The sequence below is a fragment of the Cyclobacterium plantarum genome (assembly GCF_011290685.1).
Classification (GTDB): domain Bacteria; phylum Bacteroidota; class Bacteroidia; order Cytophagales; family Cyclobacteriaceae; genus Cyclobacterium; species Cyclobacterium plantarum.
Map to the genome: position 1 here is coordinate 77,159 of NZ_JAANYN010000007.1, position 21,305 is coordinate 98,463.

Below are 21,305 nucleotides of genomic sequence, written 5' to 3' on the forward strand. Positions count from 1 at the left end.
TTTAATTGCTTTTGAAATCAGGCATCATGCAGCCTGATTTTGTCTTTTTTATGTATAGCCAGTTGGTATAGTGTCCAAGTGATACAATCATAGCACCAATAGGTGTGACTAGATGCTCGATTGAGCTGTGTTCATTTTTTATCTCCTTTAGTGCGATCGGACCAGCGGTTTCTATGAATTCCCAAGCATGCCCATGCCCAAAGATCAATCCGATTGCAATAATGATGAATCCAAGGGTAATCACGATTATGGGCAATAGTTTTTGGTGATGATTTTTGAACCCATGGATCATGGCCAAAACAGCCAACAAAAAACTCAGAATAATAATCAGGTATTCTATCCTGGGATTGGCCAAAAATCCCAACCCAAGAAAAGGCAGGATACTGATTAAAAAAGGCAAAGCCAGGCAATGTACAGCACAAAGCAGAGAGGCCGAAAATCCTACGAAGTCGAGTCGGGAGTCAATAAAAAAGGATTTCATTGTCGAAAATATTATGCAATTATGTTGCAAATATACATTATGGTTTTTATTTTGCAACTTTATTGCATTTAAAAAATAACCTCCATACGTTGTCCCTTAATTGATAGCATTATGCTTACTACCCAATCAGTTGCTTTTGAATACAATCAGGCAAATCACTTTGCCTTTCCCGATATCAGGTTATCAGCAGGATCCGACTTGCTTATTCTTGGAGAGTCAGGAGTGGGGAAAACCACCCTCTTACATCTAATTGCAGTTTATAAAATCGATATTTCAAAGAGTCTTTCCAATGCTTAGAATTAGCTTCTTTTCGCTATTACTCCTACTTTCCTTACCGTCTTTTTCTCAAACCAGAATCACCTGGGACAGGCTCTCAGATGTCACATTTACCGACAGGTACAGTAAGGAGTTAGATGCCTATTACTATTTTCCAAACTTCGGTCCGTCCGTTTTGGCCTTAAATAACAAAGAAGTGATAATCAAGGGATATTTGTTGGAAATAGATGCTGGCAACGACATTTATGTGCTCTCGGCCAATCCATTTGCGGCTTGTTTTTTCTGTGGAGGCGCAGGGCCTGAGTCTATAATCGAACTGAAAGTGTCTAAAGACCACTCTCGTTTTAAGATGGATGAAGTACTTACTTTCAGGGGCAAACTCAAACTCAATGCCGTGGATTTGTATCAGTGTAATTATATTCTGGAAAATGCCAGGGTGTATCAGTAAGGTTTGATATCATTGGTTGAAGAAGATACCCGAAAGCATCCTTATCCAATAGTTTTTGACTTGGGGGCAGCATTTCTTAAAATCTGAATTGGATGTAGAAAACCACCTGTATTAGCTGAAACCCCAAAGAAATAAAAAAGCCGGACTGAAATTCAACAGTTCGGCTTTTCGCATTGCTTCGATAGAATTTAAATTGATTTAGTAGCCGGGATTTTGTACCAGGAAACCTTCTTCGTTGGAGGCTCCGTCGATGGCTCGTTGCGGGATGGGAAACAGTCGTTTGTTTGGGTCGCTATCGGTTTTTCCCGTCCAGCTGTCTTCGTATTTTCCGTACCTGATCTGATACACCCTCCGAAGACCTTCCCAATAGAGTTCGAAACCGGTCTCCCTGAAAAGAATATCCAAATCAATGCCATTCAGCGGGGCAGGTGTCTGGGCAGGGCGTGCATTTCTGGAAGTTCTAAGGGTGTTCACATCAGCTAGTGCGGCGGTATTGTCCCCCTTACGAAATTGGGCCTCGGCACGCATCAGGTAGATTTCTCCCAATCGGATCAACACAATGTCCACGCTACTGTTGCTGCAGCAGTTGGGTGCTGTTCGGCTGAATTGGTATTTGGAGAAGCGGTGACCGGTATTGTGAAGGCTGCCTTCGTTGGTGAAATCCACCTGGAAGGTATGGTCCACATAGCGAATGTCAGCACCACTACTCCTTCGGTTGATCACCGGATATATTCTGACCTTTCCATCTTCGCAGGTGAGAATATTGCCGCTATCATCTTTTCTGGGACCCCAAATGATCCCCCTGAGCAGGCCACGGTCCATTTCAAATTCTTCTGCCTCCACACAATAGTAATGGTCAGCGTCATTGTTTGGATTTACACCGGTCAGATCCCTGAGATTTTCTGGTATGATGGTATTTTCCTGAAAAAAACGAGCGTCTGCCTCAGCAGGGTCCACATTTCCATAAGCATTGTACCAGCTCATAATGAAATCCGGGGTTGCGGCCACGGCATCCGTTCCCCGCGTGTTGGGGAATTCGGGTCTGGGTATCTGATCACCTGAAATCGACCAATATTGCCATCGGCTATGTTCTGTTTGCAGTACACCCCGTTGATCGAGTGAAAAAATGATCTCTGGATTGGTATTATTATCGTCATTGAACAAGTCAAAGTATTCCGGCGAAAGGGAGTAAGGGCCATTGATAATATTGGTAGTATATTGAATTACCTTGTCCATGTCTTCCGATCTGAAATCCGGGGTTCCGTAAGGATCTCTATACACCGCCGCATTCAAATACAAGCGTGCCAATAAGGCTTCTACAGCAAATTTGTTCATTCGCCCGGGACCGCTGTTGCTACTGATCACATCGACCACGGATAGAAGTTCTGTTTCCAGGTAGTCCAGGGCCTCCTGTGTTCTGAGTATTTCTGATTGCTGGTCAGTGGCGTCTTTTTTGAACACAAGTCCCCAATTATCCAGAGCCAGCATGTTCAAATAAGCTTTCATGGCGATCATTTCGTACAGTGGATTTTGGGCGTTGCTATTGCCGTTTTCCACTTCCAAACGCAATTGCTCTTCTGCAGTCACAGCCCTGGACAAGGTCAGGGTAATAAAGGTCCAGGCGTCACCCACCAAACTGTTTCCCGGAGTCATCAGGTGCTGATGGACGGCGATAAATTTTCCGCCATCAAACCAGTCTGTTCCACCGCGATAGGGAAGAATTCCCTCGTCAGAGGCGACTTCCTGAAGTCCAAAATTAACGGTATGCAGCCATACCTGACGCAGCATTCCGTACACAGGGGCAATAGACCCGCTGACAATTTCCGCCTGCCCGGTTCCAGTCAATGATTCATCCAGGACTTGTTCCTCCAGATTCGTGCAACTTAGAAATGCCAGGAAGAAAGCAGCAGTTGGAATAAATTTTCTTAAACGTATCGTCTTCATCTGATTCGTGTTTTTTGAGATTTTTATACCTTGCTTCAAGGTTTATTAAAAGGTTACATTAAAGTTGACCATAAAAGTCCTTGCCCGAGGGTAGGTAAATCGGTCAATTCCAAAGGTTTGAATACCGGCAGTAGTTGACCCTGTATTGACCTCTGGGTCAAATCCGGTGTAATCCGTGAGGACAAAAAGGTTTTGGCCGGTTAGGGATACACGGATCGCCTGGAATGCATTGCCTGCTCCAATCCGAGTAGGATCCAAATTGTATCCCAAAGTCGCATTGTTGAGCCTGAAGAATGCCCCGTTTTCCAGGAACCGGGTTGACACGGTATTGGAGTTGTTGAATGACTCCTCTGGAAACTGAATCGCAAAATCAGTAGTATTATTGGATCTGGAAAGTTGGGCCTTGGTGAAGAGCGACATGTTGGTGTGGTTGTAGATCTTATTTCCAGCTGCTCCGTTGAAGTTCAAACCCAGGTCAAAATTTCTATATCGGAAATTGGTATTGATTCCATAGATAACCTTAGGTATGGCACTTCCTACTACCGCCCGGTCGTTGTCGAGGATTTCTCCATCACCATTGGTATCCACAAATCGGTTTAGCCCATCTTCACCAATCCCGTCAAACTGCAGCATGTAAAATGCCCCAATCGGTTGATTGTTGATATAGCCATTGATGGTAGCACCTGTCTGTCCGGCACCCTGAGCAGCACCTGTGGTCAATACCGAGTAAGGAGAGTCCCGTACTTCATTCTGGATAAAGGTGATATTGCCTCCAATGTCATACGAAAAGCCCTGTCCTGACATACTGCTGTAATTCAAAGCCAATTCGACGCCACTGTTAACTATTTTCATGTCGTCAATATTGTCCCAAAACGTAGAGGTAGGCTGTACCGGGTCGGCAGGAACTACCTCCAGCAAAATATTGGAGGACACCTTGTTGAAATAATCCACCGTACCGCTCAGGCGATTGTCGAGAAAAGCAAAGTCAAGGCCCAGATCAAACTGGGTGGATACTTCCCACTGCAGATTTGGATTGGCTAACCGGGTAAAAACAATCCCATAAGGATAGCTGTCCAGGGTATTGCCATCGGTATCAATCGGATAGGTGTTGAGACTACCCGCTCCTGTAGCCAATCGGTCCTCGGAGAAACTTGCTTTGGTGATTTTTGAAGGAATCTCCTGGTTTCCTGTTTGGCCCCAGCTTGTTCGGAGTTTCAGGTTGTCGAAAACCGAATTGGCCATGAAATCTTCCTTATTCAGGTTCCAACCCAGCGCAAGTGAGGGGAAGTAACCGTATTTATTGTTTGCACCGAATTTGGAAGAACCATCAGCACGGAAGGTTGCCGTAAACAGGTACTTTTCGGCAAAGGTATAATTTACCCGGCCAAAGAAGGATTGCAACTTATTTCGGGTAGCGGAGGAGTTGACAGTAGTCGGAAACTCGCTGGTGCTGTTGTGGTCCTGGTACCGTGGGTCAATGTTGTTTGCAGCAAAGCCTCGGGAGGAAGTCCTTCGAAACTCATCCAAAAAGGTCTGGTAGGAATGTCCTGCCAGGACCGTGAAATTGTGCTGGTAATTGTTCCAATTATAAGTTAGTGTATTCTCGACAAGCCTGTTCGTATTGGCAGTAATCAGCTCATCCAAAGTACCATCTGAGACATTGGATTCGTTCACCACTTCTGTATAAGGCCTGTATTGAATATAGCGGGAGGTATTGGAATAATCCACACCAATATTCATCTTATAGGTTAGTCCCTCGAAGATTTCGAAAGAGGGAGAAATGGTAGCCAATATCCGGTTGTTTGCCGCATCATCACTGTAGAGCTCATTTCGCTTCAGCGGGTTGAGGGCATTGGTATTAAGCAGTGTGGGCTCACCATTGGTGAATGCAGGAATGGTCGGATTCAAATACAGCATATCGCTTGAGATGGAGCCGATTGCCGGTCGTAAATTTTCTGTAAACGAGGCGGTCATATTGTAGTCCACGATCAACCTTCCCTCGAAGGCCTTCTGGTTCATATTCAGCTTTCCCGAATACCGCGTAAGTTCACTGTTTTTTAAAATACCCTCCTGATTCTGATAGCTTAGCGAGGCGAAATAGGAGAATTTGCCCGTATTTGCTCCACTCATGGAAAGGTTGTAATCCTGAGAGCGCCCCACCTGCGTCAGTTCATCCTGCCAATTGGTATTACCTCCGAAATCTTCCAATGCCCCGCCCACGGCCTGCACCTGCCGGCGAAATTCATCGGCATCGAAGACGTCAATCTGGTTGCTCATTGAAGACCAGGCAGTGGAGGCAGAAAGATTTATCTGGGATGTTCCTGACTTTCCCTTTTTGGTGGTAATTACCACCACACCATTTGAAGCGCGGGATCCATACAGGGCTGTGGCACTTGCATCCTTCAATACATCGATGCTGGCAATGTCATTTGGATTTAAAAAATTAAGCGGGTTGGAAGCAATACCGGTATCGGAATTGTCAAGAAGAAATCCATCCAAAACGTAAAGGGGTTGCGTTCCCGAGCGCAAACTACCAATCCCGCGGATAATTACGTTTTGGTTGGCACCAGGTTCGCCACTGGTCGAAGTGATGTTTACCCCTGCAATTTTTCCTTGTAACAAATCCACCGGATTAGTGATTACACCCCGGTTAAAGTTTTCGCTTTTAACGGAGCCAATGGCACCAGTCACGTCAGATCGCTTTTGTGTACCGTAGCCTACCACGACCAATTCTTCCAACTGAGCAGCATCAGGCTCCAATTGAATTTCCAGGATAGATTGCCCGTTGACGGCCACTTCCTTACGCATATAGCCCACATAGGAAACCTGTAGAATGGCATCCTCTGGTACATCCAGGGAAAATTGCCCATCCAGATCTGTAACCGTGCCTGTTGTGGAGCCCTTTACCAGTATGGTAGCCCCGGGTAATGGCATGCCGGCTTCGTCGGTAACTGATCCCCGGATGGACTCTCGCAGGACTTCCTGATCGACCCTGGGCTTTATTGTTTCGATTTCGGAACCCAAAGCCGCTGCATCGAGCGGTAAAGGGTTTGCAGCTAAACCCGCCCAGAGGAAAGAACATGCGGCGGCATAGCGGATTTTTGATACGTGTAATCGTAGATCCATAAAATGTTGGTATTGGTTGAGTAATTGGTTGTTAACTAGCTGAATTAAAACACATTGGACAAAAGTACTTTTGTGACCCAGCGGCAAAAGTAGGCGAAAAAATGTTGTGCTTTGGCATGCATTAGCTAACAGGGAAAGGATTTAAAAATAAATTAATATTCGGCTGAAAAGCATAATCTAAAGGTAAAAAATCGATCAATTTAGCTTTATACTAAGATAGTATTTGAGGTATGGGACTTTGCTTCTGGTAGAAGAAATAGATAGGAATCGGGTGGCCTACCTAACCCCAACAATCCAAGGCCTGATGAAAAGCGAGGGGACGGGTGCTCAGGCCCTATACCGCCCGCAGGATGAAGGATCCGTCGATCTCGCTTTGTATGGTTTCAGTATCAGGGAAATTACATCCGTCGCCGGAAGAAAGTGTCGGTGCCCTCTTTTTCCAGACTGAGGCGTTTTGTTGACCATTTTGAAAAAGTGGAATGAACCACTATGGAAAAAAGCAGCGGATCGATTCCGCCCGTTAGTTTTTCTTCCGGACTTCAAAAATATCAATCAATTTTCCATCTCCTGTATATACCCGAAGTTCGAGTCTGCCTAGGGTAATGGAGATCGTACCATAATGAAACCCACGGAAAGTTTTGGCGGAAAACGGGACCCGGTTAGGTGCAAAATCTTCCAGATTGCCCCCCATTCCTCCTACCTGCACATAGGTGATCCCTCTGTCAAAATCGATTTGATCTTGGTTCAATGGAAAGCTCCGCATGTATGTGTGCAAATGCCCAAAAAACATCATGTCTACATCAAAATCTTCCAACAACCTCAATAGCGGCTGAAACCGCCTGTCTCCATAGCTTCCTTTTCCTTGCCAGGTATCGCCATAGTCATCCTCATCCATGGAGTAGGGAGCATGGTGCATCATCACAAATTTCCAGGGGCTTTTTGATTGAGAAAGTTCATTTTTGAGCCATTCGTATTGGGCACCTCCTTTTTGAAGTTCACCGGGTTGATTGGAGTTGAGCACAAAAAATGTCGCAGGTCCATAATCGGTGCTGTTGCAGCCCAATGCATTGGTTTGCGGATGATAGGCTTTATACCAGAAAAGGTCACCTTCTCCATTTCCTGCTACCGGTATATTCGGTATCCTTGAATAGAGCGCTGAAGAGCCTGGAAAAAATTCCTGTGTCCATTGCCATTTTTCGGCTTCTTTTCCTCCATCAGTAATGTCTCCAAGGTGCAATACCAGATCTACCCGTTCATCCCAAAGCTGCATTCCGATCTGCTCATTGATTTGGGGGCGGGATTCGGTATCGGACACCAGACCGACCAGAATCGGGGAATTCTTCTCCGGAGCCGTACGAAACGTTAATGGGCCGCTTTTTAGGATGTTTCCCTTTTCATCGGTTGCCTCAATCTCGTAAAAATACGGACTATTGGATTTCAGATCGTTCAATCGCACGTGGTAGCGATTCTCATGTTGAGGCGATAGCTCTAAGGCCTCAAATGAACGGATATCTTCACCAAAGAGCAATTTTACCTCAGCTTTACGATCCAATTCAAAAGTGATTTGCATCTGATTGGGACCCGGGGCGTAGAGATAGGGTTCTGCCAGGAAATGAAATTTGCCGGGAATTCGAATTCCTTCTTTTTTCCAGAGCTGGTGCTGTCGAAATCGCTCTTTTACCCAATTTTCAGCCATCGCTCCTGAAAAAAATGACAGGTGTTTCACCCAGTGATCTAACTTCATAAAAGGCTCTTCCTGAAGGTAGGAACGCAGGAGTAAGACATGACCCCTGGCTTTTTCCCCCTGGAAAAGTAAATCGCCATTTTCGTAGATCCTCAGACCATTTTCTCCATTGGAAAGAACGAGGTGGGTAAAATACTTGCCCCAAAACCCTTGCGGCTCCTCGCGTCCGGGCAAAAGCCATTTTTTGTTCCAATTGGAAAGGACTGGTCGCTGCTCAAGAAATACTTCGAAGCCTATGGGCTGATTGACATGATTTATCAACCAAAACTCAATAATCCAAGGCTCCTCCGTATCCAGCATATCGTCTAAATCAATTTTATATATGGCACTTGCCGGCTGGTTCACTATCGGAAAAATCTCCGGTTCCTGAAACAGCCGAAAAGGCCGTAAACTTAGCGAGTCTTGAAATAAGGGGCTATTGGCATTTCGAGGCAGCCCTTTGTTTGGCCAAAACCAGCTTTCCCATTTGCTTTCCTGAGCAGTAGCATTCGGACAAATGAGCAAAACGAGCACTAAATAAAAAAGATTTTTCATCGGCTTAATTTCTTTTACAAGCTACGCCTTTTCGGGTTTCCTGAAGGTAAAGAAAAAATGAATGAATTGTGACATCTTACAAGATACTTAGGTCAGGTAATGTTATTGTGACTCGGGTTTTGTCCTTTTGTAATTGAGGCATTTCAAAGGGCGCGCAAAGCCTGGGCAGGGTGGTCAAGCCCAGGGAATTTAAATTCTCTAAGCAGGGGGCGTTTCCAATTCGGAGGAGCAGGCAGAAAAAAACAACAGGGTACAAGCCCAAGATTCATTTTTGACTGCGTATCGACGACAATTCCCGAAAAACACCTATCGAAACCACATAGCGTATAGGATGAGATTGGCCTTCCGTCTATTCCTAAAAAACATCAAAAGTTGTATATTGGTGAACAGTCACCATTAATCTAAAATTTCATTATCCATACCATGTCCTCGTTCCGAAGCATTGCCTATATCGTCTTTTTCCTTTTTTGCCACCAACTGATGGCACAAACCAACTGGCAAAACCCCATCCAAAAGCAGGGGCGGCTGGGCTCCCCAATGGTGGAAACCTCCCCTTTCGTGTTTAAGGACAAGTTGTACCTGCTGGAAAACAACCAACGTTTTTGGGACATCCCCGGGGCCAAACCCGGAGACCATTTCCAGGAAGACGAAGTGCGCATCCGGGACCTTGCCACCAACCAAATCGTTTCCGTGCCGCTGAAAAACCATGCCTTCGGAACCGTCCTGACCTGGAAAGACCGGGTGTATGTGTTTGCCGGCTACTACGGAGAGAACAAGCCCTGGCGCAAGATCACGGAAATCGTTGTCACCAGTTCGGCCGACCTGAAAGCATGGACCAAACCTGAAACCATACTGCAGGCCAATCCGGACGAACATTTTTTCAACACGGCCGTCTGCCGTGGTAAGGACGACTTCATTCTCCTCTACGAAACCAGCGATCCCCAATGGACTCCCTTTACATTTCGCTATGTCAGGTCCACAGACCTGAAAAACTGGCAGGAAATCCCGGAAGCCATTTATGGCACAGATAAGTATGTTGGTGGGCCTGCCCTGTATTACGAAAACGGATGGTACTATACCCTGTACCTCAAATCCCTTAACCCCGGATATGAAACGCACATTACCAGGTCCCGGGACCTGATCGACTGGGAAGATGCACCCGATGACAGACCGTTTGTCACCTTTGACCCAAACCATAAAAACATCCCCTTAATTGATCCACTTATATCCGAAAGCAATGCTTCCGATGTGGAGCTTTGCTATTTTCAGGGCAAAACAATTATCTATTTCACCGGAAGCGATCAAACTACAGGCGGAGACCTGCAACGGGCGACTTTTGATGGAAGGCCTGAGGAGTTGTTCGCTCACTTCTTTGCAGACAACATCGAGCAATCAACCGTTGCCCCCGCACATCAGGGAGATTGGTTGCCTGTGCTTGAGGCAGCCGATAGCAATCAGGAAATCTACAACAATCCTTCAAAGCCATTTCGAACCAGGCCCACAGAAGCTCAGTTGGCCTATCAGGAGCGGCAACTGGGGGCATTTATTCACTTTGGCCCCGCCACTTTTGTTGATTCAGACATGATGAGCGTACCTGCGGCGGAACTTTTTAACCCCAAAAGACTCGATGCCGAGCAATGGGCAAAAACAGCGAAATCCTTTGGTGCCAAACACATCGTACTTACAGCCAAACATCACAATGGCTTCTGTCTCTGGCCAACGGAAACCACGGATTATTCGGTAAAAAACGCTTCCTGGAAAAAGGGGAAAGGGGATATCGTCCGGGAGTTTGTGGATGCCTGCAGAAAATACGACCTGGAAATTGGTCTTTACCTATCCGGTGGAGACAAGCATTTTGGTTGTACCAGCACGCCTGACCCGCAAGGGAAGCGTAAAATTGTGGGTGACATCCACAAGTACTTCCCTGTTTTTCTGGAACAGCTTCGAGAATTGCTGACAAACTATGGAGCAATCTCCTATCTCTGGTTTGACGGTGCCTATGATCCTTTTGGATGGGATGTGATGGACCCTAAAACCAGGCAACCACTGGGAACGGCTTATGGCGATGCCATAGCGAACATGGTACGGCTGTTACAACCCCGGGCCATCATTATGGGAGGCACCAAGCCGGATGTACGGTGGTCGGGCAGTGAACAGGGCTGGGCAGAATACCCGCTGGAAAACGTCGTAAAACCAGGAGAAGGACTTGCCAAATGGGTTGGCCCTCAAAATGCAGGCTGGATACCGGCCGAGGCCAACCTGCACACCCGCTCAACCTGGTTTTGGAAACCGGATTCGGAAAAAACCCTAAAAGATGTATCGTATTTAAAACAAGCTTACCTGGAAACGATAGGCAGGGGTGCGAATCTGTTGGTAAACATGACGCCGGATACAAGTGGCCTTATCCCGACGGAAGAAGTTACTTTACTGGACAACTTTGGTAAATCGATAGAAAAAACCTTTACTAATCCAGTAGGAATCACCTCTTCTAAAAACCACCCTTCCTCAGAAATAACACTAACTCTCCCCCAAAGCCAGCTGGTGAATCTGATGCTCCTGGAAGAAGTATTGGGTAAAGGGCAACATATCCGGCAGTACATCCTGGAAGCCTGGCAGGATGGCCAATGGCAGCCTGTAGCAACCGGTGAGACGATAGGAAGAAAACGCATCCAATACTTTGATCCTATCGAAACGAAACACCTTCGGCTGCGCCTGTCCGGGTCGGGACCCCGTTTTGAACTTGATAATTTTGCCGTGTTCCGGTCTGAATTTTGAGTAAAGTCAGAACGGAGGGTATTGGAAACTAGTCCCAAGAAAATAGGGGCAAAACCGATCTTGGATCTACAAAATAAGAGAATGAGAATTGAGTCAACACCGAAATAAATTATCGATAGAACCCAATAATAACAGTGTTAAGCGTGAACATCTTCGAAGCCGTTCCCACGCATGCTACACCTGGAATTTCTTATCCAAATCTTGCCTCCCAATAATCTACATTTTCTCCACCCTATCTTTTTCAAATCGGAAATACATGGTACCAGATCCGCAAACGCCACGGCTAAGACCCTTTTCTGATAAAATCCTTGCGTGGAATCAGGTAGGCTTGATCAGCAATTCAATCAAAAAACATATTGCACTCCCCCTGTGAACCCGGCATGCAGGGCAAATAAGCCCCTGCTGTTGCGCTTTTCGGCGATTACCCATCCACCAACAGGCCAGGCCCATGACTGGTCCAACACACTGAAGGCCATGGTAGGCCCGCCAAAATATTTGATGCGGCCACTTTGAAAGCCATGCAGCATTCTAAAGACATTGGAATGATTTGAAATCCCGGCAAAATCGCCAGACAACCGGTTGACCAGCTCAATATCCATAAAATAAGACTTTTTGCGGATGGAATGCCAGCCAAAGCCCAGATCCAGGCCGAAAAGGGTAATGGGATGCAGCCTCAGCCCTGTCCCCAGCAAGCCATAAAGTTTTCTCCCTCCACTTCTCAGGCTGAGCTGGGCAAAGGAAGATTCATCCAGGCCAACAGCAATACTTTTTTCCCCATCCCCAACGATATTGACCAAACCCAGCGTGTAATCACTGGAGGCTGCCACATTCACCAAACTCAATTGCAGGCCTCCAACGCTATCTGCCTTATTGAACAAGCCACTAACCTGGTAATCCACATTAGCCCCGGATTGATTAAGTATTCCTGCAATCTGAATTTTGCCTGCACCTGCTTTTGTTCGGTTATACAGGCCCGCCACCTGGAACCCATCGGTACTGTAGGAGCGATTAGCCAAACCGGCAATCTGAATCCTGGCTTTACCAGCTACCTGGTTGACCAATCCTGCCACCTGTGCTCCATTCAGATCATTTCCCACCTTATTAAGTATTCCAGCCACCTGAAATCCAGACAGGCTATCATATACATTATTAAAGATCCCTGCAGCCTGAAAACCGGAAACTCCCCCGCCAACCAGGTTAAAGAGCCCTGCTGTCTGCATGCCAGTCACCATCCTTTGATTCATATTAAAAAGACCAGCCACCTCCATGCCTTCCACCCCCGCCGTATAGCCCCCCAATAAATTAAGGGAAAAATTATTGATCATCTGGCTGCTAAATACTCCCTGGGTACTCAAGCCCGGAGTCAATGACATTTGAACGGGACTTTCTGCAAAAAAACCGGCCAGGTTTAGCCTTTGCATCCTTTGCCTGAACCCAATAAACATCCCTCCCCAAAAACTTTCTTCTAAATTGTCTGAGGATCCATTTCCCGGCAAAAAGCGGAATCTACCTCCTGCATGCTTATCCAGATCCACCTGTACCGGGGGAAGCAGTACAAAAGAGGTATCCCTGTATGCTTCCTTGCGTAAAGTCAGCCATACAGATGAGGGAGATGCAGCTTTCAGTCTCAACTCAAAATTACCCTGCCCATCAGACATGGCATAGGCCAAACCATTTTTTTCATAAATACTGGCAGTGGAAACGGGCTCCGCTGTGTGATAGTCCCGTATCTGGCCTTGTATCACCAGTGATTTGCCATCTGCCACCATCTCCAGATCTGCATCTAATTTGCCCGGAGCATAACGGATGATCACATATGCATCATGCTCCCTGAATTCGTAGGAATCACCAAAAACTCCCTGAAGGAATCCTGCTAACTTACCCTGATAAGAAGAGAAAGGGAGCTTTGATTCCAAATCAATCAAAGAGCTTTGGTAAGAAAAATAAAACCCTTGCCTGCCGGCAATTTCCTCCATAGCCGATCCCACATTCCCCTCAGCAGTGCCGGAAAAATCTATTTCTCTTAAAAGGTAATCCTGAGCGTAAAGCAGCCCCTGAAATGTGGACCCGATCGCTAAAAGTAGTAAAACACAAAACCGATTAAAACGCATTTACAAATCATCTTCCGAACACGAAATTTAGGAATTATTCCACAATAATGTTATCACCTTGGCGGATTACGCTCAAATCCAGGGTCTCCCTGAGCACCTCCAGGTTTTTTTCTAAGGAGCCGTATTCCAGGGTGGTGGTAATGAACATATTTTGAGCCCTTTCTGAGGCTATTCTTATTTTGCTTCCATAAGCTTTATTGAGTGCCTCCACCAAAAGCGGCAGGGCGGTAGATTCAGCCACAAACTTTCCATCCACATAGTAGCGGAAAAGCTGGCTGCCGTTGATATCTTTTTCTATTGAACCGGAGGAAACATCAATCACTGCTTTCTCATCCTTTTTCAGCAAGATCAACTGATCGCCGAATTCCACCCTCACCAGTCCGGCATCTACTATGACTTCAATGCTTTCCGGTGATTGATGAACATGAAAAGAGGTCCCCAAAACAGTAACGCTAATGTCACCTGTGACAACCACAAAGGGTTTTGCCTTATTTTTTACTACCTCAAAATAAACTTCGCCTCCAGACAAGCTTACCAGCCGCTGCTTTCCAAAAAGCTTCTGTGAATAAGTCAAACGTGAATTTTTATTCAGTGTCAACACCGAACCGTCCATTAAAACCTCCTTTACAGGCTCCTCCAGGGCCTCAAACACTACTCCGGTATAAAGTGCCCTTACCGGTCCGGGCAAATTGCTCAATAAAACCCAACCTCCAATCAGTACCATAAAAATTGCAGCGGCGACGCGGAGCCAAACCGGTAAATTTACCCTATGCCTGCCATGCCTGTTTTTCCCTTCCCTACTCACCCTACGATCCTTGAATTGCTTCCAGGCCTCATTTTCATCTATCTCTGACTTTTCAAGTAAGCGGGCTGAATGCTCCCAAATCCATCTGAGCTGTTCAAAATAGTGACTGTTTCGGTCATCAGCTGAAATCCACTTTTCAACTTCCTCTGCCTCACTACTATCCGTCTCACCAAGCAGGTATTTTATCAGTAGTTGATCCTCCATAACTTAAAATAAAAAGGTCCAGGTAATGATTATGAGGGGAAGGAACTCCGCAAGCTCCACTCTAAGGGTCCTCAGGGCTTTGCCCATATGTGCTTCCACCGTTTTGACAGAGAGACCGAGGCGCAAAGCAATCTCCTGATATTTTAGCTCTTCGATTCTGCTGAGCAGAAAAACCGTCCTGCACTTTTCTGGTAAACGGAGCAATGCATGGTTCAATTTCGACTGTATCTCTTTATCTTCCACTGAGTATGCCGCATCGGCACTCTTGATACTGGCCATTTCATACCTGTTTTGTTCCAAATGTTTCATTTTGACCTTCTCATGTTTGAGGTAATTCAGACTGTCATAATACACACACTTGTACAAATAGGCTTTCAGGGAAATGGAAATTTCCAGGGTATTGCGCTTTTCCCAAAGCTTCAGAAAAACCGTCTGTACGATTTCATTGGCTGCTTCACTGTCTTTCAGTAAGGCCTGCGCATAAGCATGAAGTGGTTTAAAATAGGTTTTAAACTGCGCTTCAAAAACCGCTTCATCAAGGAGCTCTGGCAAATCATCATTTTCTCCGGAAATTTTTCTCACTCCATCCAAAGGTTATATTGGCAATCCTTTCTTTCCATTTCATTTTGCACTTGTTGGGAAAGATAAACAACTATTGATAAACTTTACGCCAACTTTGGGGCTTTTACATGACCTCCATTTCACCTTTAAGCAAAATGGGCTTTATCATCTTTAATTATCAGTTATTTTCTTTAAGGTAAATTCATTTTAAGCATCAATGGATAGTAAGCTGAAGTCCGGCATTGACACCCCAATGAATGGCTTTATAAGAATTCGACCGATGCCTTTCCCAAACCCTCAGCTGTGCCAGGTCAGATCCCTTTTGGTGTTCGGTATTCATGTAATTCAAACTTGGTCCGGCGTATAGTTGCAAACTTCTGGAGAGCTTTAATACCGGTAATATCCTTAATCCAGTTTTAGAATATCCACCCCATTTCCTGAAATTGGTCCCCCATAAATTACTGGCTTCCATATCCAGCCTGAATCTTTTGCTATCTGTAAGTTTGAAACCTATCCCTGTCTCCATGGCGTAAGGAAGATCATCATAGGAGAAATTAGATCCCAAACCAATGATCCCATACATGCGATCCCCCCCGGACCTGAAACTGAGCAACTGGGTGAGATTTTCATCTACGGAAAAGCCAATTCTTTTTTCTCCATTGGCTATCAGATTGATGATGCCTATGGGGTAGTCACTGCTGTCAGCGATGTTGATCAAACCAGACAGTTGAACTCCTCTTACAGTTTTGGCTTTGTTTACCAAACCTGAAATCTGAATGCCATTCACCTCTTCCGCCTGATTCATGATTCCAGAAAGCTGAATTCCTTCTACCTTTTGAGAAAAATTGGCAATCCCTGACAATTGGGCCCCACGGAGAGATGCTGTGGAGTTGGTAATCCCTGCCAGCTGAGAGCCGGACCCCTCCCTGGATCTATTCACCAATCCTGCTATTTGAATGCCCTTACTGGCCTGTTGGGCCTGATTGATAAGCCCGGCTACCTGAGCCCCCTTCAGCTCTCCGGAGACGGAAAGCCATAATCCTGCAGTTTGAAACCCTGTAGCATCCCCCTGTATGAGACCCCCAAGTCCATATATGGCCAGGCCTCTTTCACCGCCTGAAAGACCTGTCAAGGCATGGATGCTGACATCATTGGTATAGTCTGCCGCCTTAACACCATTTGTACTGATGGGGTATAAAAAACCCAGGTGGGCGGGTCGATTTTCCTGAGCCGCAGCCTCAAACAGGCCAAACAGCAAGGCAAATCCGCTGCTAATAGCGATCAAGCAATAACTTTTCTTCATGATTTTGTTCTTTTCAATTTGTGGTATAGTCCTGTGACAACCATATCATCAATTACCCTTACTCCAAAAATGATTTTTTTATGCTATGGGATAAAAGAGGCTGTTCAACTTAATTCAAAAAGAAAAAATAATCGGAAATGAGAAAGATTGAAAAATCAGACAAACCGGATAATCATACCATCTATCCTTTAAATGTCTCGGGCCTGGCCTTTGGCGTCAATACTCCCTTTTGGGATAACGTTTTTGGTGAAAAACTGAGTTCGAATTATAAGACCGTCAATAAAAACCAATTGAATCGTCACTGCGAACCCTTTGTCGTGGTTATAGGAGTTGGAAAGGGTGTGGTAGTCTCGTTTGGCTAGAGATTCCCAGGGCTTTCACCGCTCAAAACCCGCTCTAAGCCTCGGAATGACGTGTTTATTAAACACCTGTAAATCAATGTGTTAAAAAAAAACACTATCATCCTGATTTGTGTATTTTCTAAATACTTAGCCTACCGGTGACGAAATTGAATCAGTTATTTTTGATAAAGAAGAAACCCTAAAAAATCTGTTAAAAAAAGAAGAAATATATTTAAAATACGCATAGAGGGCTGGCCTGACAAAAAACCGAGCCTGTCCCGATTTTTTTCGGGAGGGTGCGGCAGGTCGGCGGGGGGAAGGATTTTTTTGTCTTGATTTCCTGCCCTCCGGGAGGCGGGTTTGGTACTTTTTGATCAAGCAAAAAGTACAATAAAAACATGATAAAATACCAAAAATAACCTTTAACTCCCAATTATCCATTAACCAATGAGACATTTATTTTCCCAAATAGCTAATTTTAAATCCTGATAAAACGAACATCCCTACATATTCCAAAAACCTATCGTCATTCCGATTTCTGCGTTTTTTAAAATGTTAGGTCTTGGAATGACAGTTTTTTAACGAAATTCAGTTGAATTCCGGTTAAAAGCCAAAAAAAAGCCATCCTGAAAAAATCTGGATGGCTCAATAAACTTATTCAAAATCGATTATTCCCTTACAAAGGGATAGTCATCTTCTGCGTAAACATCTTTAAATGCATCCTCTCCTTTTGGCCAGGGGGATTCTTCTGCAAATTTCACGGCATCGGCTACCTGCTTCTTCACCTTTGCCTCTATTTCCTTGATTTCGGCTTCGCTGAGAATTTTGTTATCAAGGATGGTGGCTTTAACCTGCTCCACAGGATCCCTTTGCTTGTATTCTTCCACTTCTTCTTTGGTGCGGTATTTCTGTGGATCAGACATGGAATGGCCCTTATACCTGTAAGTCCTGAATTCCAAAAGGGTTGGTCCATCACCTTTTCTGGCCCTGTCAGCCGCTTCTTTTACTGCTTCATGAACTTCTTCCACATTCATGGCGTCTACAGGAAATGAAGGAATATCATAAGATTCACCAAGGGTATACAATTCATCCACATTGGAGGATCTTTTTACTGAGGTACCCATGGCATAACCATTGTTTTCAATCACAAAGATTACAGGGGATTTGTAAAGCATGGCCAGGTTCAGGGCCTCATGAAAAGCACCCTGCCTTACCGCACCGTCGCCCATGTAACAGATACATAGGTTTTTGGTACCTTTGTATTTTTCAGCAAAACCTATTCCAAGTCCCATGGGAATCTGGGCTCCGACAATGGCGTGCCCACCCGCAAAATTCTTGGATTTATCAAAAATATGCATGGAGCCTCCTTTGCCTTTGGTAGTTCCTGTTTCCTTACCAAAGAGCTCCGCCATTACAGCGCCAGGATCTGTTCCAAGACCCAATGGAGTAGCGTGACACCTATAGGCAGTAATCCATTTATCATCTTTTTCCAAAGCGGTAATTGCACCAGCAGCACAGGCCTCCTGACCTATATACAGGTGACAGAAACCCCTGATTTTTTGCTGCCCGTAAAGCTGTCCTGCTTTTTCTTCAAAACGCCTCATCAGCAACATGCTCTCAAACCAATAAGTGTAGGTTTCCTTTGAATATTTTACTTTAGATTTACTTGTACTAGTACTCTTCTTTGCCATACCGTATTCTATAAAATATGCTAACTTTGGGTTCAAATATAATGAAATGAAAGCAATTTCGACGCCTTTTTCAAAAATAGTAAACAACAACCGCTGAAATATCCATGCACCTAAAAAACCTGGAACTAATTCAATTTAAAAATTACCAAAGGGTGCAATTGGATTTCAACACAGAGGTAAATTGCTTTTTCGGGGAAAACGGGGCAGGCAAAACCAATCTGCTGGATGCCATCCATTACCTGTGCCTTACCAGAAGTGCCCTGCTTCCCCTGGACAGTTATCACATCATGCACGGCAAAGATTTTTTCACCATCAAGGGAGATTTCGACCTGGACGAAAAAATACTGAGCCTGAATTGTGTGTTTGAAAGCCACAAAAAAAAACGGATGGAAGTGAACGGCAAAGCGTATCACCGGCTCAGCGAACATATTGGTCTTTTGCCACTGGTATTGATTGCACCGGACGACACCCTGATGATCAATGGAGGGAGTGAGGAAAGAAGGAAATTTTTCGACGGAATGATCAGTCAGACCGACAACCAATACCTACAGTTATTGATCCGCTACCAGCACTATTTGAAACAAAGGAACGCCTTGCTGAAAAGGTTTGCAGAAGCAAAACGTGCCGACAAACAACAACTACTTCCCTATGACAGGCAGTTGATACCCCTTGCTCAGGCCATATTCAAAAAAAGAACTGATTTTCTGGCCGAATTCACCCCCTATTTCACAGACCACTACAGGGCTATTTCCGGAGAAAAGGAAGAGGTAAGCATTGCCCACCAAAGCCAGGTCCAAAAGGAAGATTTCCCACAGGCTTTCGAAAGCTCACTTGAGAAAGACCTTATGCTGAAAAGAACCCACTACGGAATTCATAAAGACGATTATCTTTTCCGGCTGAATCAGCACCCCATTAAAAAATTCGGCTCTCAGGGGCAAAAAAAATCCTTTTTGATAAGTTTGAAACTGGCCCAATTTTTTGTTTTCAAAGCTATCAAAGGCACCAAACCGCTATTGCTGCTGGATGACATTTTTGACAAACTGGATGATCAGCGTATTTTTCACTTAATGGACAGGGTGGCCAAAAAGGAATTCGGGCAATTATTCATCACAGATGCCAGACCGGAAAGATCCAAAGAAATCCTCAAAACCATCAGTGCTGATGCCAGGTTTTTTGAAATCAAAGACAATCAAATCTATCCGGGCGGCACAGATTAATACCGGCGGCGCTTTAGAATTTGACCATCCAGAGATATTTTACCAGGCCCCATTAGCATCAGTACAACAAATACCAATAGATATAACAATGGTAATTCCTGCCTGTTAAAAGCGTCGTCTCCATGAGAAATAAAGGCAATCACAGCCATATTGATAATCAGGGGAATCAAAAAGACCCGGCTCATAAAACCCAGAATCAAAAATATCGCACAAAAGACCTCTGCAAAAATGACCAATTGCAAAGATAAAGAGGGGCCCAAACCAATGGGATCGGAAAAATTATTTAAACGTTCACTGTAATTCGTGATTTTTGACCAGCCATGGGTGAGCAGCATGACAGCGGCTCCAACTCTTAATAGTAATAAGGCCACATCTGCTGCAACAGGAAAATGGGAAAAAACTAATTTTTTCATGCTTAAAATATATAAGGGTGAAATGTTATATTGACTTAAAGTTAATTAAAAATAAATACGAATTACAAAATTTTATCCCTCTGATAGGCCTTCTGGCTTAAACTCCGGTAAGACATTTTAATTTCCCTTACCAAGCCGTGTCGGAAATCCTTGTAAGCCAAAACTCCTGTTTTTCCTTGGTAATAAACCCAATAAGGTTTGATTCTTCGATTGACAGTAAGTTTTAGCCAGTGGGCAAGGCACATCAATTGAATAAAAAGTTATCCGACAAAGTCAATTTCAACAGGCCTAAAAAAAATCGCCATTTACCATAGCTTCTCCGGATAAGCCCCTTTCTGGTGTAAATTTTTCAAGGCATTCATTACATGGTCCCTGTCCTCCGGATAGGTTACCCCAAACCAAATTTTCCCACCTTCCAGAATTTTTACTTTGGCCATGTCCTCCTGGATCAAGGAATTGACCACTTTGGGAATATAAAATTCAGATTTTAAATTCTCTTTATTCTCTTCTAAAAATGGAAACCATAGCTTTTCCGTTTGGTCAAATACCGCAGGATGAAAACCCCAGCAATTCATGGAAACGGGGTTTTCCGGCAAAATTTCAACCTTTTCAGCTCCATCTTCATGAAAAATTCCATTCGTGCTTCTGGATATACGTGTGCGTTCTATCATTCCCAGGAGATACCCCTCTTTTGAAGCTTCACAAACTCCCCTGCTCACCGTACCGTGATCGGACAATACATTCTTAATTGCGTAACCTACCATACAATGAAGGTCAGCCTTTACTTCCCGGGTCAAAAATGAAGCAAGCATCCTGAAGGCTTCCTCACCATAGAAATCATCGGCATTGATTACGGCAAAGGGTTCATGGATTGCGTCTTTGGCACACAATAGGGCATGGGCTGTACCATAAGGTTTTTTCCTTTCGGGATTTTGGTAAACATCCGGCACCATGCTATCCAGGGCCTGCACGACAAAATCCAGTTCGATCTTTCCCCCAAATTTAGGAACAAACATGGCCTTTGCTTCTTCCAATATCTCCCTCCTCACAATGAACACCACTTTCCCAAAACCAGATCGAATGGCATCAAAAACAGAATATTCTAAAATGGTCTCTTTATTGGGTCCAAATCCATCGATTTGTTTGTCTCCTCCATACCTGCTGCCCATTCCTGCAGCTAATATCAAAAGTGTAGGCTTCTTAGTCATATCTTCAAAAGAATTGTTGGTAAGTATAAAATTTAAAGCTAACAATTCCTGCAAAGTTAATTTTTTTACCTTTCCCAAGGGGACTTACCCTTGCCTTTTTTTTGATACTTTTTCTTCACATAC

General features: G+C 44.7%; 16 protein-coding genes. 5 read left to right on the top strand and 11 right to left on the bottom strand.

Annotated elements, in window-relative coordinates:
• Position 1 precedes the first annotated feature (1 nt).
• The gene (locus G9Q97_RS16520; RefSeq protein ID WP_166148789.1) at positions 2-481 is read right to left on the bottom strand and encodes a MerC domain-containing protein; all 480 of its coding nucleotides are present in this window, start codon (positions 479-481) and stop codon (positions 2-4) included.
• 111 nt (positions 482-592) lie between these two features.
• On the opposite strand from G9Q97_RS16520, the gene G9Q97_RS16525 reads away from it, so the two are divergent.
• Positions 593-778, top strand: a complete 186-nt coding sequence (locus G9Q97_RS16525; protein ID WP_166148791.1) for an ATP-binding cassette domain-containing protein — start codon at positions 593-595, stop codon at positions 776-778.
• Entirely contained in the window at positions 771-1,205 is a 435-nt protein-coding gene (locus tag G9Q97_RS16530; protein ID WP_166148793.1) for a DUF3299 domain-containing protein, read from the top strand. Before G9Q97_RS16525 ends, G9Q97_RS16530 begins: the two co-directional genes overlap by 8 nt.
• Before the next feature lie 198 nt (positions 1,206-1,403).
• Here G9Q97_RS16530 and G9Q97_RS16535 read toward each other — a convergent pair whose 3' ends face one another.
• The 3 genes from G9Q97_RS16535 to G9Q97_RS16545 form a co-directional block, all read right to left on the bottom strand.
• On the bottom strand, positions 1,404-3,149 hold the full coding sequence (locus tag G9Q97_RS16535) for a RagB/SusD family nutrient uptake outer membrane protein (RefSeq protein ID WP_166148795.1): 1,746 nt from the start codon (positions 3,147-3,149) through the stop codon (positions 1,404-1,406).
• Between the two features lie 45 nt (positions 3,150-3,194).
• On the bottom strand, positions 3,195-6,275 hold the full coding sequence (locus tag G9Q97_RS16540; RefSeq protein ID WP_166148797.1) for a SusC/RagA family TonB-linked outer membrane protein: 3,081 nt from the start codon (positions 6,273-6,275) through the stop codon (positions 3,195-3,197).
• Between the two features lie 520 nt (positions 6,276-6,795).
• Positions 6,796-8,553, bottom strand: coding sequence for a metallophosphoesterase family protein (locus tag G9Q97_RS16545; RefSeq protein ID WP_166148799.1), 1,758 nt, complete (start codon positions 8,551-8,553; stop codon positions 6,796-6,798).
• A 423-nt stretch (positions 8,554-8,976) separates the two neighbouring features.
• On the opposite strand from G9Q97_RS16545, the gene G9Q97_RS16550 reads away from it, so the two are divergent.
• Positions 8,977-11,328: an alpha-L-fucosidase gene (locus G9Q97_RS16550; protein WP_166148801.1), complete on the top strand. Its 2,352-nt coding sequence runs from the start codon at positions 8,977-8,979 to the stop codon at positions 11,326-11,328.
• Positions 11,329-11,672: 344 nt separating this feature from the next.
• Here G9Q97_RS16550 and G9Q97_RS16555 read toward each other — a convergent pair whose 3' ends face one another.
• The 4 genes from G9Q97_RS16555 to G9Q97_RS16570 all read right to left on the bottom strand — a co-directional run bounded on the left by G9Q97_RS16555 (position 11,673) and on the right by G9Q97_RS16570 (position 16,312).
• Positions 11,673-13,439, bottom strand: coding sequence for a carboxypeptidase-like regulatory domain-containing protein (locus G9Q97_RS16555; RefSeq protein WP_166148803.1), 1,767 nt, complete (start codon positions 13,437-13,439; stop codon positions 11,673-11,675).
• A 34-nt stretch (positions 13,440-13,473) separates the two neighbouring features.
• On the bottom strand, positions 13,474-14,448 hold the full coding sequence (locus tag G9Q97_RS16560) for a FecR family protein (protein ID WP_166148805.1): 975 nt from the start codon (positions 14,446-14,448) through the stop codon (positions 13,474-13,476).
• Between the two features lie 3 nt (positions 14,449-14,451).
• Positions 14,452-15,030, bottom strand: a complete 579-nt coding sequence (locus G9Q97_RS16565; RefSeq protein WP_166148807.1) for an RNA polymerase sigma-70 factor — start codon at positions 15,028-15,030, stop codon at positions 14,452-14,454.
• A 193-nt stretch (positions 15,031-15,223) separates the two neighbouring features.
• Positions 15,224-16,312 carry a hypothetical protein gene (locus tag G9Q97_RS16570; protein ID WP_166148809.1) on the bottom strand — a complete coding sequence of 363 codons (1,089 nt, stop codon included), beginning with the start codon at positions 16,310-16,312 and terminating at the stop codon, positions 15,224-15,226.
• Positions 16,313-16,449: 137 nt separating this feature from the next.
• Here G9Q97_RS16570 and G9Q97_RS16575 point away from each other — a divergent pair, with 137 nt between their 5' ends.
• On the top strand, positions 16,450-16,674 hold the full coding sequence (locus G9Q97_RS16575) for a hypothetical protein (protein ID WP_166148811.1): 225 nt from the start codon (positions 16,450-16,452) through the stop codon (positions 16,672-16,674).
• A gap of 647 nt (positions 16,675-17,321) precedes the next feature.
• On the opposite strand, the gene pdhA is transcribed toward G9Q97_RS16575, so the two are convergent.
• Positions 17,322-18,344 (bottom strand): pyruvate dehydrogenase (acetyl-transferring) E1 component subunit alpha, encoded by a 1,023-nt coding sequence (gene pdhA, locus G9Q97_RS16580; protein WP_166148813.1) that lies wholly within the window; start codon positions 18,342-18,344, stop codon positions 17,322-17,324.
• 104 nt (positions 18,345-18,448) lie between these two features.
• On the opposite strand from pdhA, the gene recF reads away from it, so the two are divergent.
• Positions 18,449-19,561, top strand: coding sequence for a DNA replication/repair protein RecF (recF, locus tag G9Q97_RS16585; protein WP_166148815.1), 1,113 nt, complete (start codon positions 18,449-18,451; stop codon positions 19,559-19,561).
• Here recF and G9Q97_RS16590 read toward each other — a convergent pair.
• Positions 19,558-19,974, bottom strand: coding sequence for a DoxX family protein (locus tag G9Q97_RS16590; protein ID WP_166148817.1), 417 nt, complete (start codon positions 19,972-19,974; stop codon positions 19,558-19,560). The genes recF and G9Q97_RS16590 overlap by 4 nt on opposite strands.
• Before the next feature lie 305 nt (positions 19,975-20,279).
• Positions 20,280-21,182, bottom strand: a complete 903-nt coding sequence (locus G9Q97_RS16595) for a nucleotidyltransferase family protein (RefSeq protein WP_166148819.1) — start codon at positions 21,180-21,182, stop codon at positions 20,280-20,282.
• Positions 21,183-21,305: the final 123 nt, after the last annotated feature.

What these genes read in the sequence shown, in the direction of transcription:
- G9Q97_RS16520 (WP_166148789.1), bottom strand. Translation starts at nt 481, where the DNA reads ATGAAATCCTTTTTTATTGACTCCCGACTCGACTTCGTAGGATTTTCG.
- G9Q97_RS16525 (WP_166148791.1), top strand. Translation starts at nt 593, where the DNA reads ATGCTTACTACCCAATCAGTTGCTTTTGAATACAATCAGGCAAATCAC.
- G9Q97_RS16530 (WP_166148793.1), top strand. Translation starts at nt 771, where the DNA reads ATGCTTAGAATTAGCTTCTTTTCGCTATTACTCCTACTTTCCTTACCG.
- G9Q97_RS16535 (WP_166148795.1), bottom strand. Translation starts at nt 3,149, where the DNA reads ATGAAGACGATACGTTTAAGAAAATTTATTCCAACTGCTGCTTTCTTC.
- G9Q97_RS16540 (WP_166148797.1), bottom strand. Translation starts at nt 6,275, where the DNA reads ATGGATCTACGATTACACGTATCAAAAATCCGCTATGCCGCCGCATGT.
- G9Q97_RS16545 (WP_166148799.1), bottom strand. Translation starts at nt 8,553, where the DNA reads ATGAAAAATCTTTTTTATTTAGTGCTCGTTTTGCTCATTTGTCCGAAT.
- G9Q97_RS16550 (WP_166148801.1), top strand. Translation starts at nt 8,977, where the DNA reads ATGTCCTCGTTCCGAAGCATTGCCTATATCGTCTTTTTCCTTTTTTGC.
- G9Q97_RS16555 (WP_166148803.1), bottom strand. Translation starts at nt 13,439, where the DNA reads ATGCGTTTTAATCGGTTTTGTGTTTTACTACTTTTAGCGATCGGGTCC.
- G9Q97_RS16560 (WP_166148805.1), bottom strand. Translation starts at nt 14,448, where the DNA reads ATGGAGGATCAACTACTGATAAAATACCTGCTTGGTGAGACGGATAGT.
- G9Q97_RS16570 (WP_166148809.1), bottom strand. Translation starts at nt 16,312, where the DNA reads ATGAAGAAAAGTTATTGCTTGATCGCTATTAGCAGCGGATTTGCCTTG.
- G9Q97_RS16575 (WP_166148811.1), top strand. Translation starts at nt 16,450, where the DNA reads ATGAGAAAGATTGAAAAATCAGACAAACCGGATAATCATACCATCTAT.
- pdhA (WP_166148813.1), bottom strand. Translation starts at nt 18,344, where the DNA reads ATGGCAAAGAAGAGTACTAGTACAAGTAAATCTAAAGTAAAATATTCA.
- recF (WP_166148815.1), top strand. Translation starts at nt 18,449, where the DNA reads ATGCACCTAAAAAACCTGGAACTAATTCAATTTAAAAATTACCAAAGG.
- G9Q97_RS16590 (WP_166148817.1), bottom strand. Translation starts at nt 19,974, where the DNA reads ATGAAAAAATTAGTTTTTTCCCATTTTCCTGTTGCAGCAGATGTGGCC.
- G9Q97_RS16595 (WP_166148819.1), bottom strand. Translation starts at nt 21,182, where the DNA reads ATGACTAAGAAGCCTACACTTTTGATATTAGCTGCAGGAATGGGCAGC.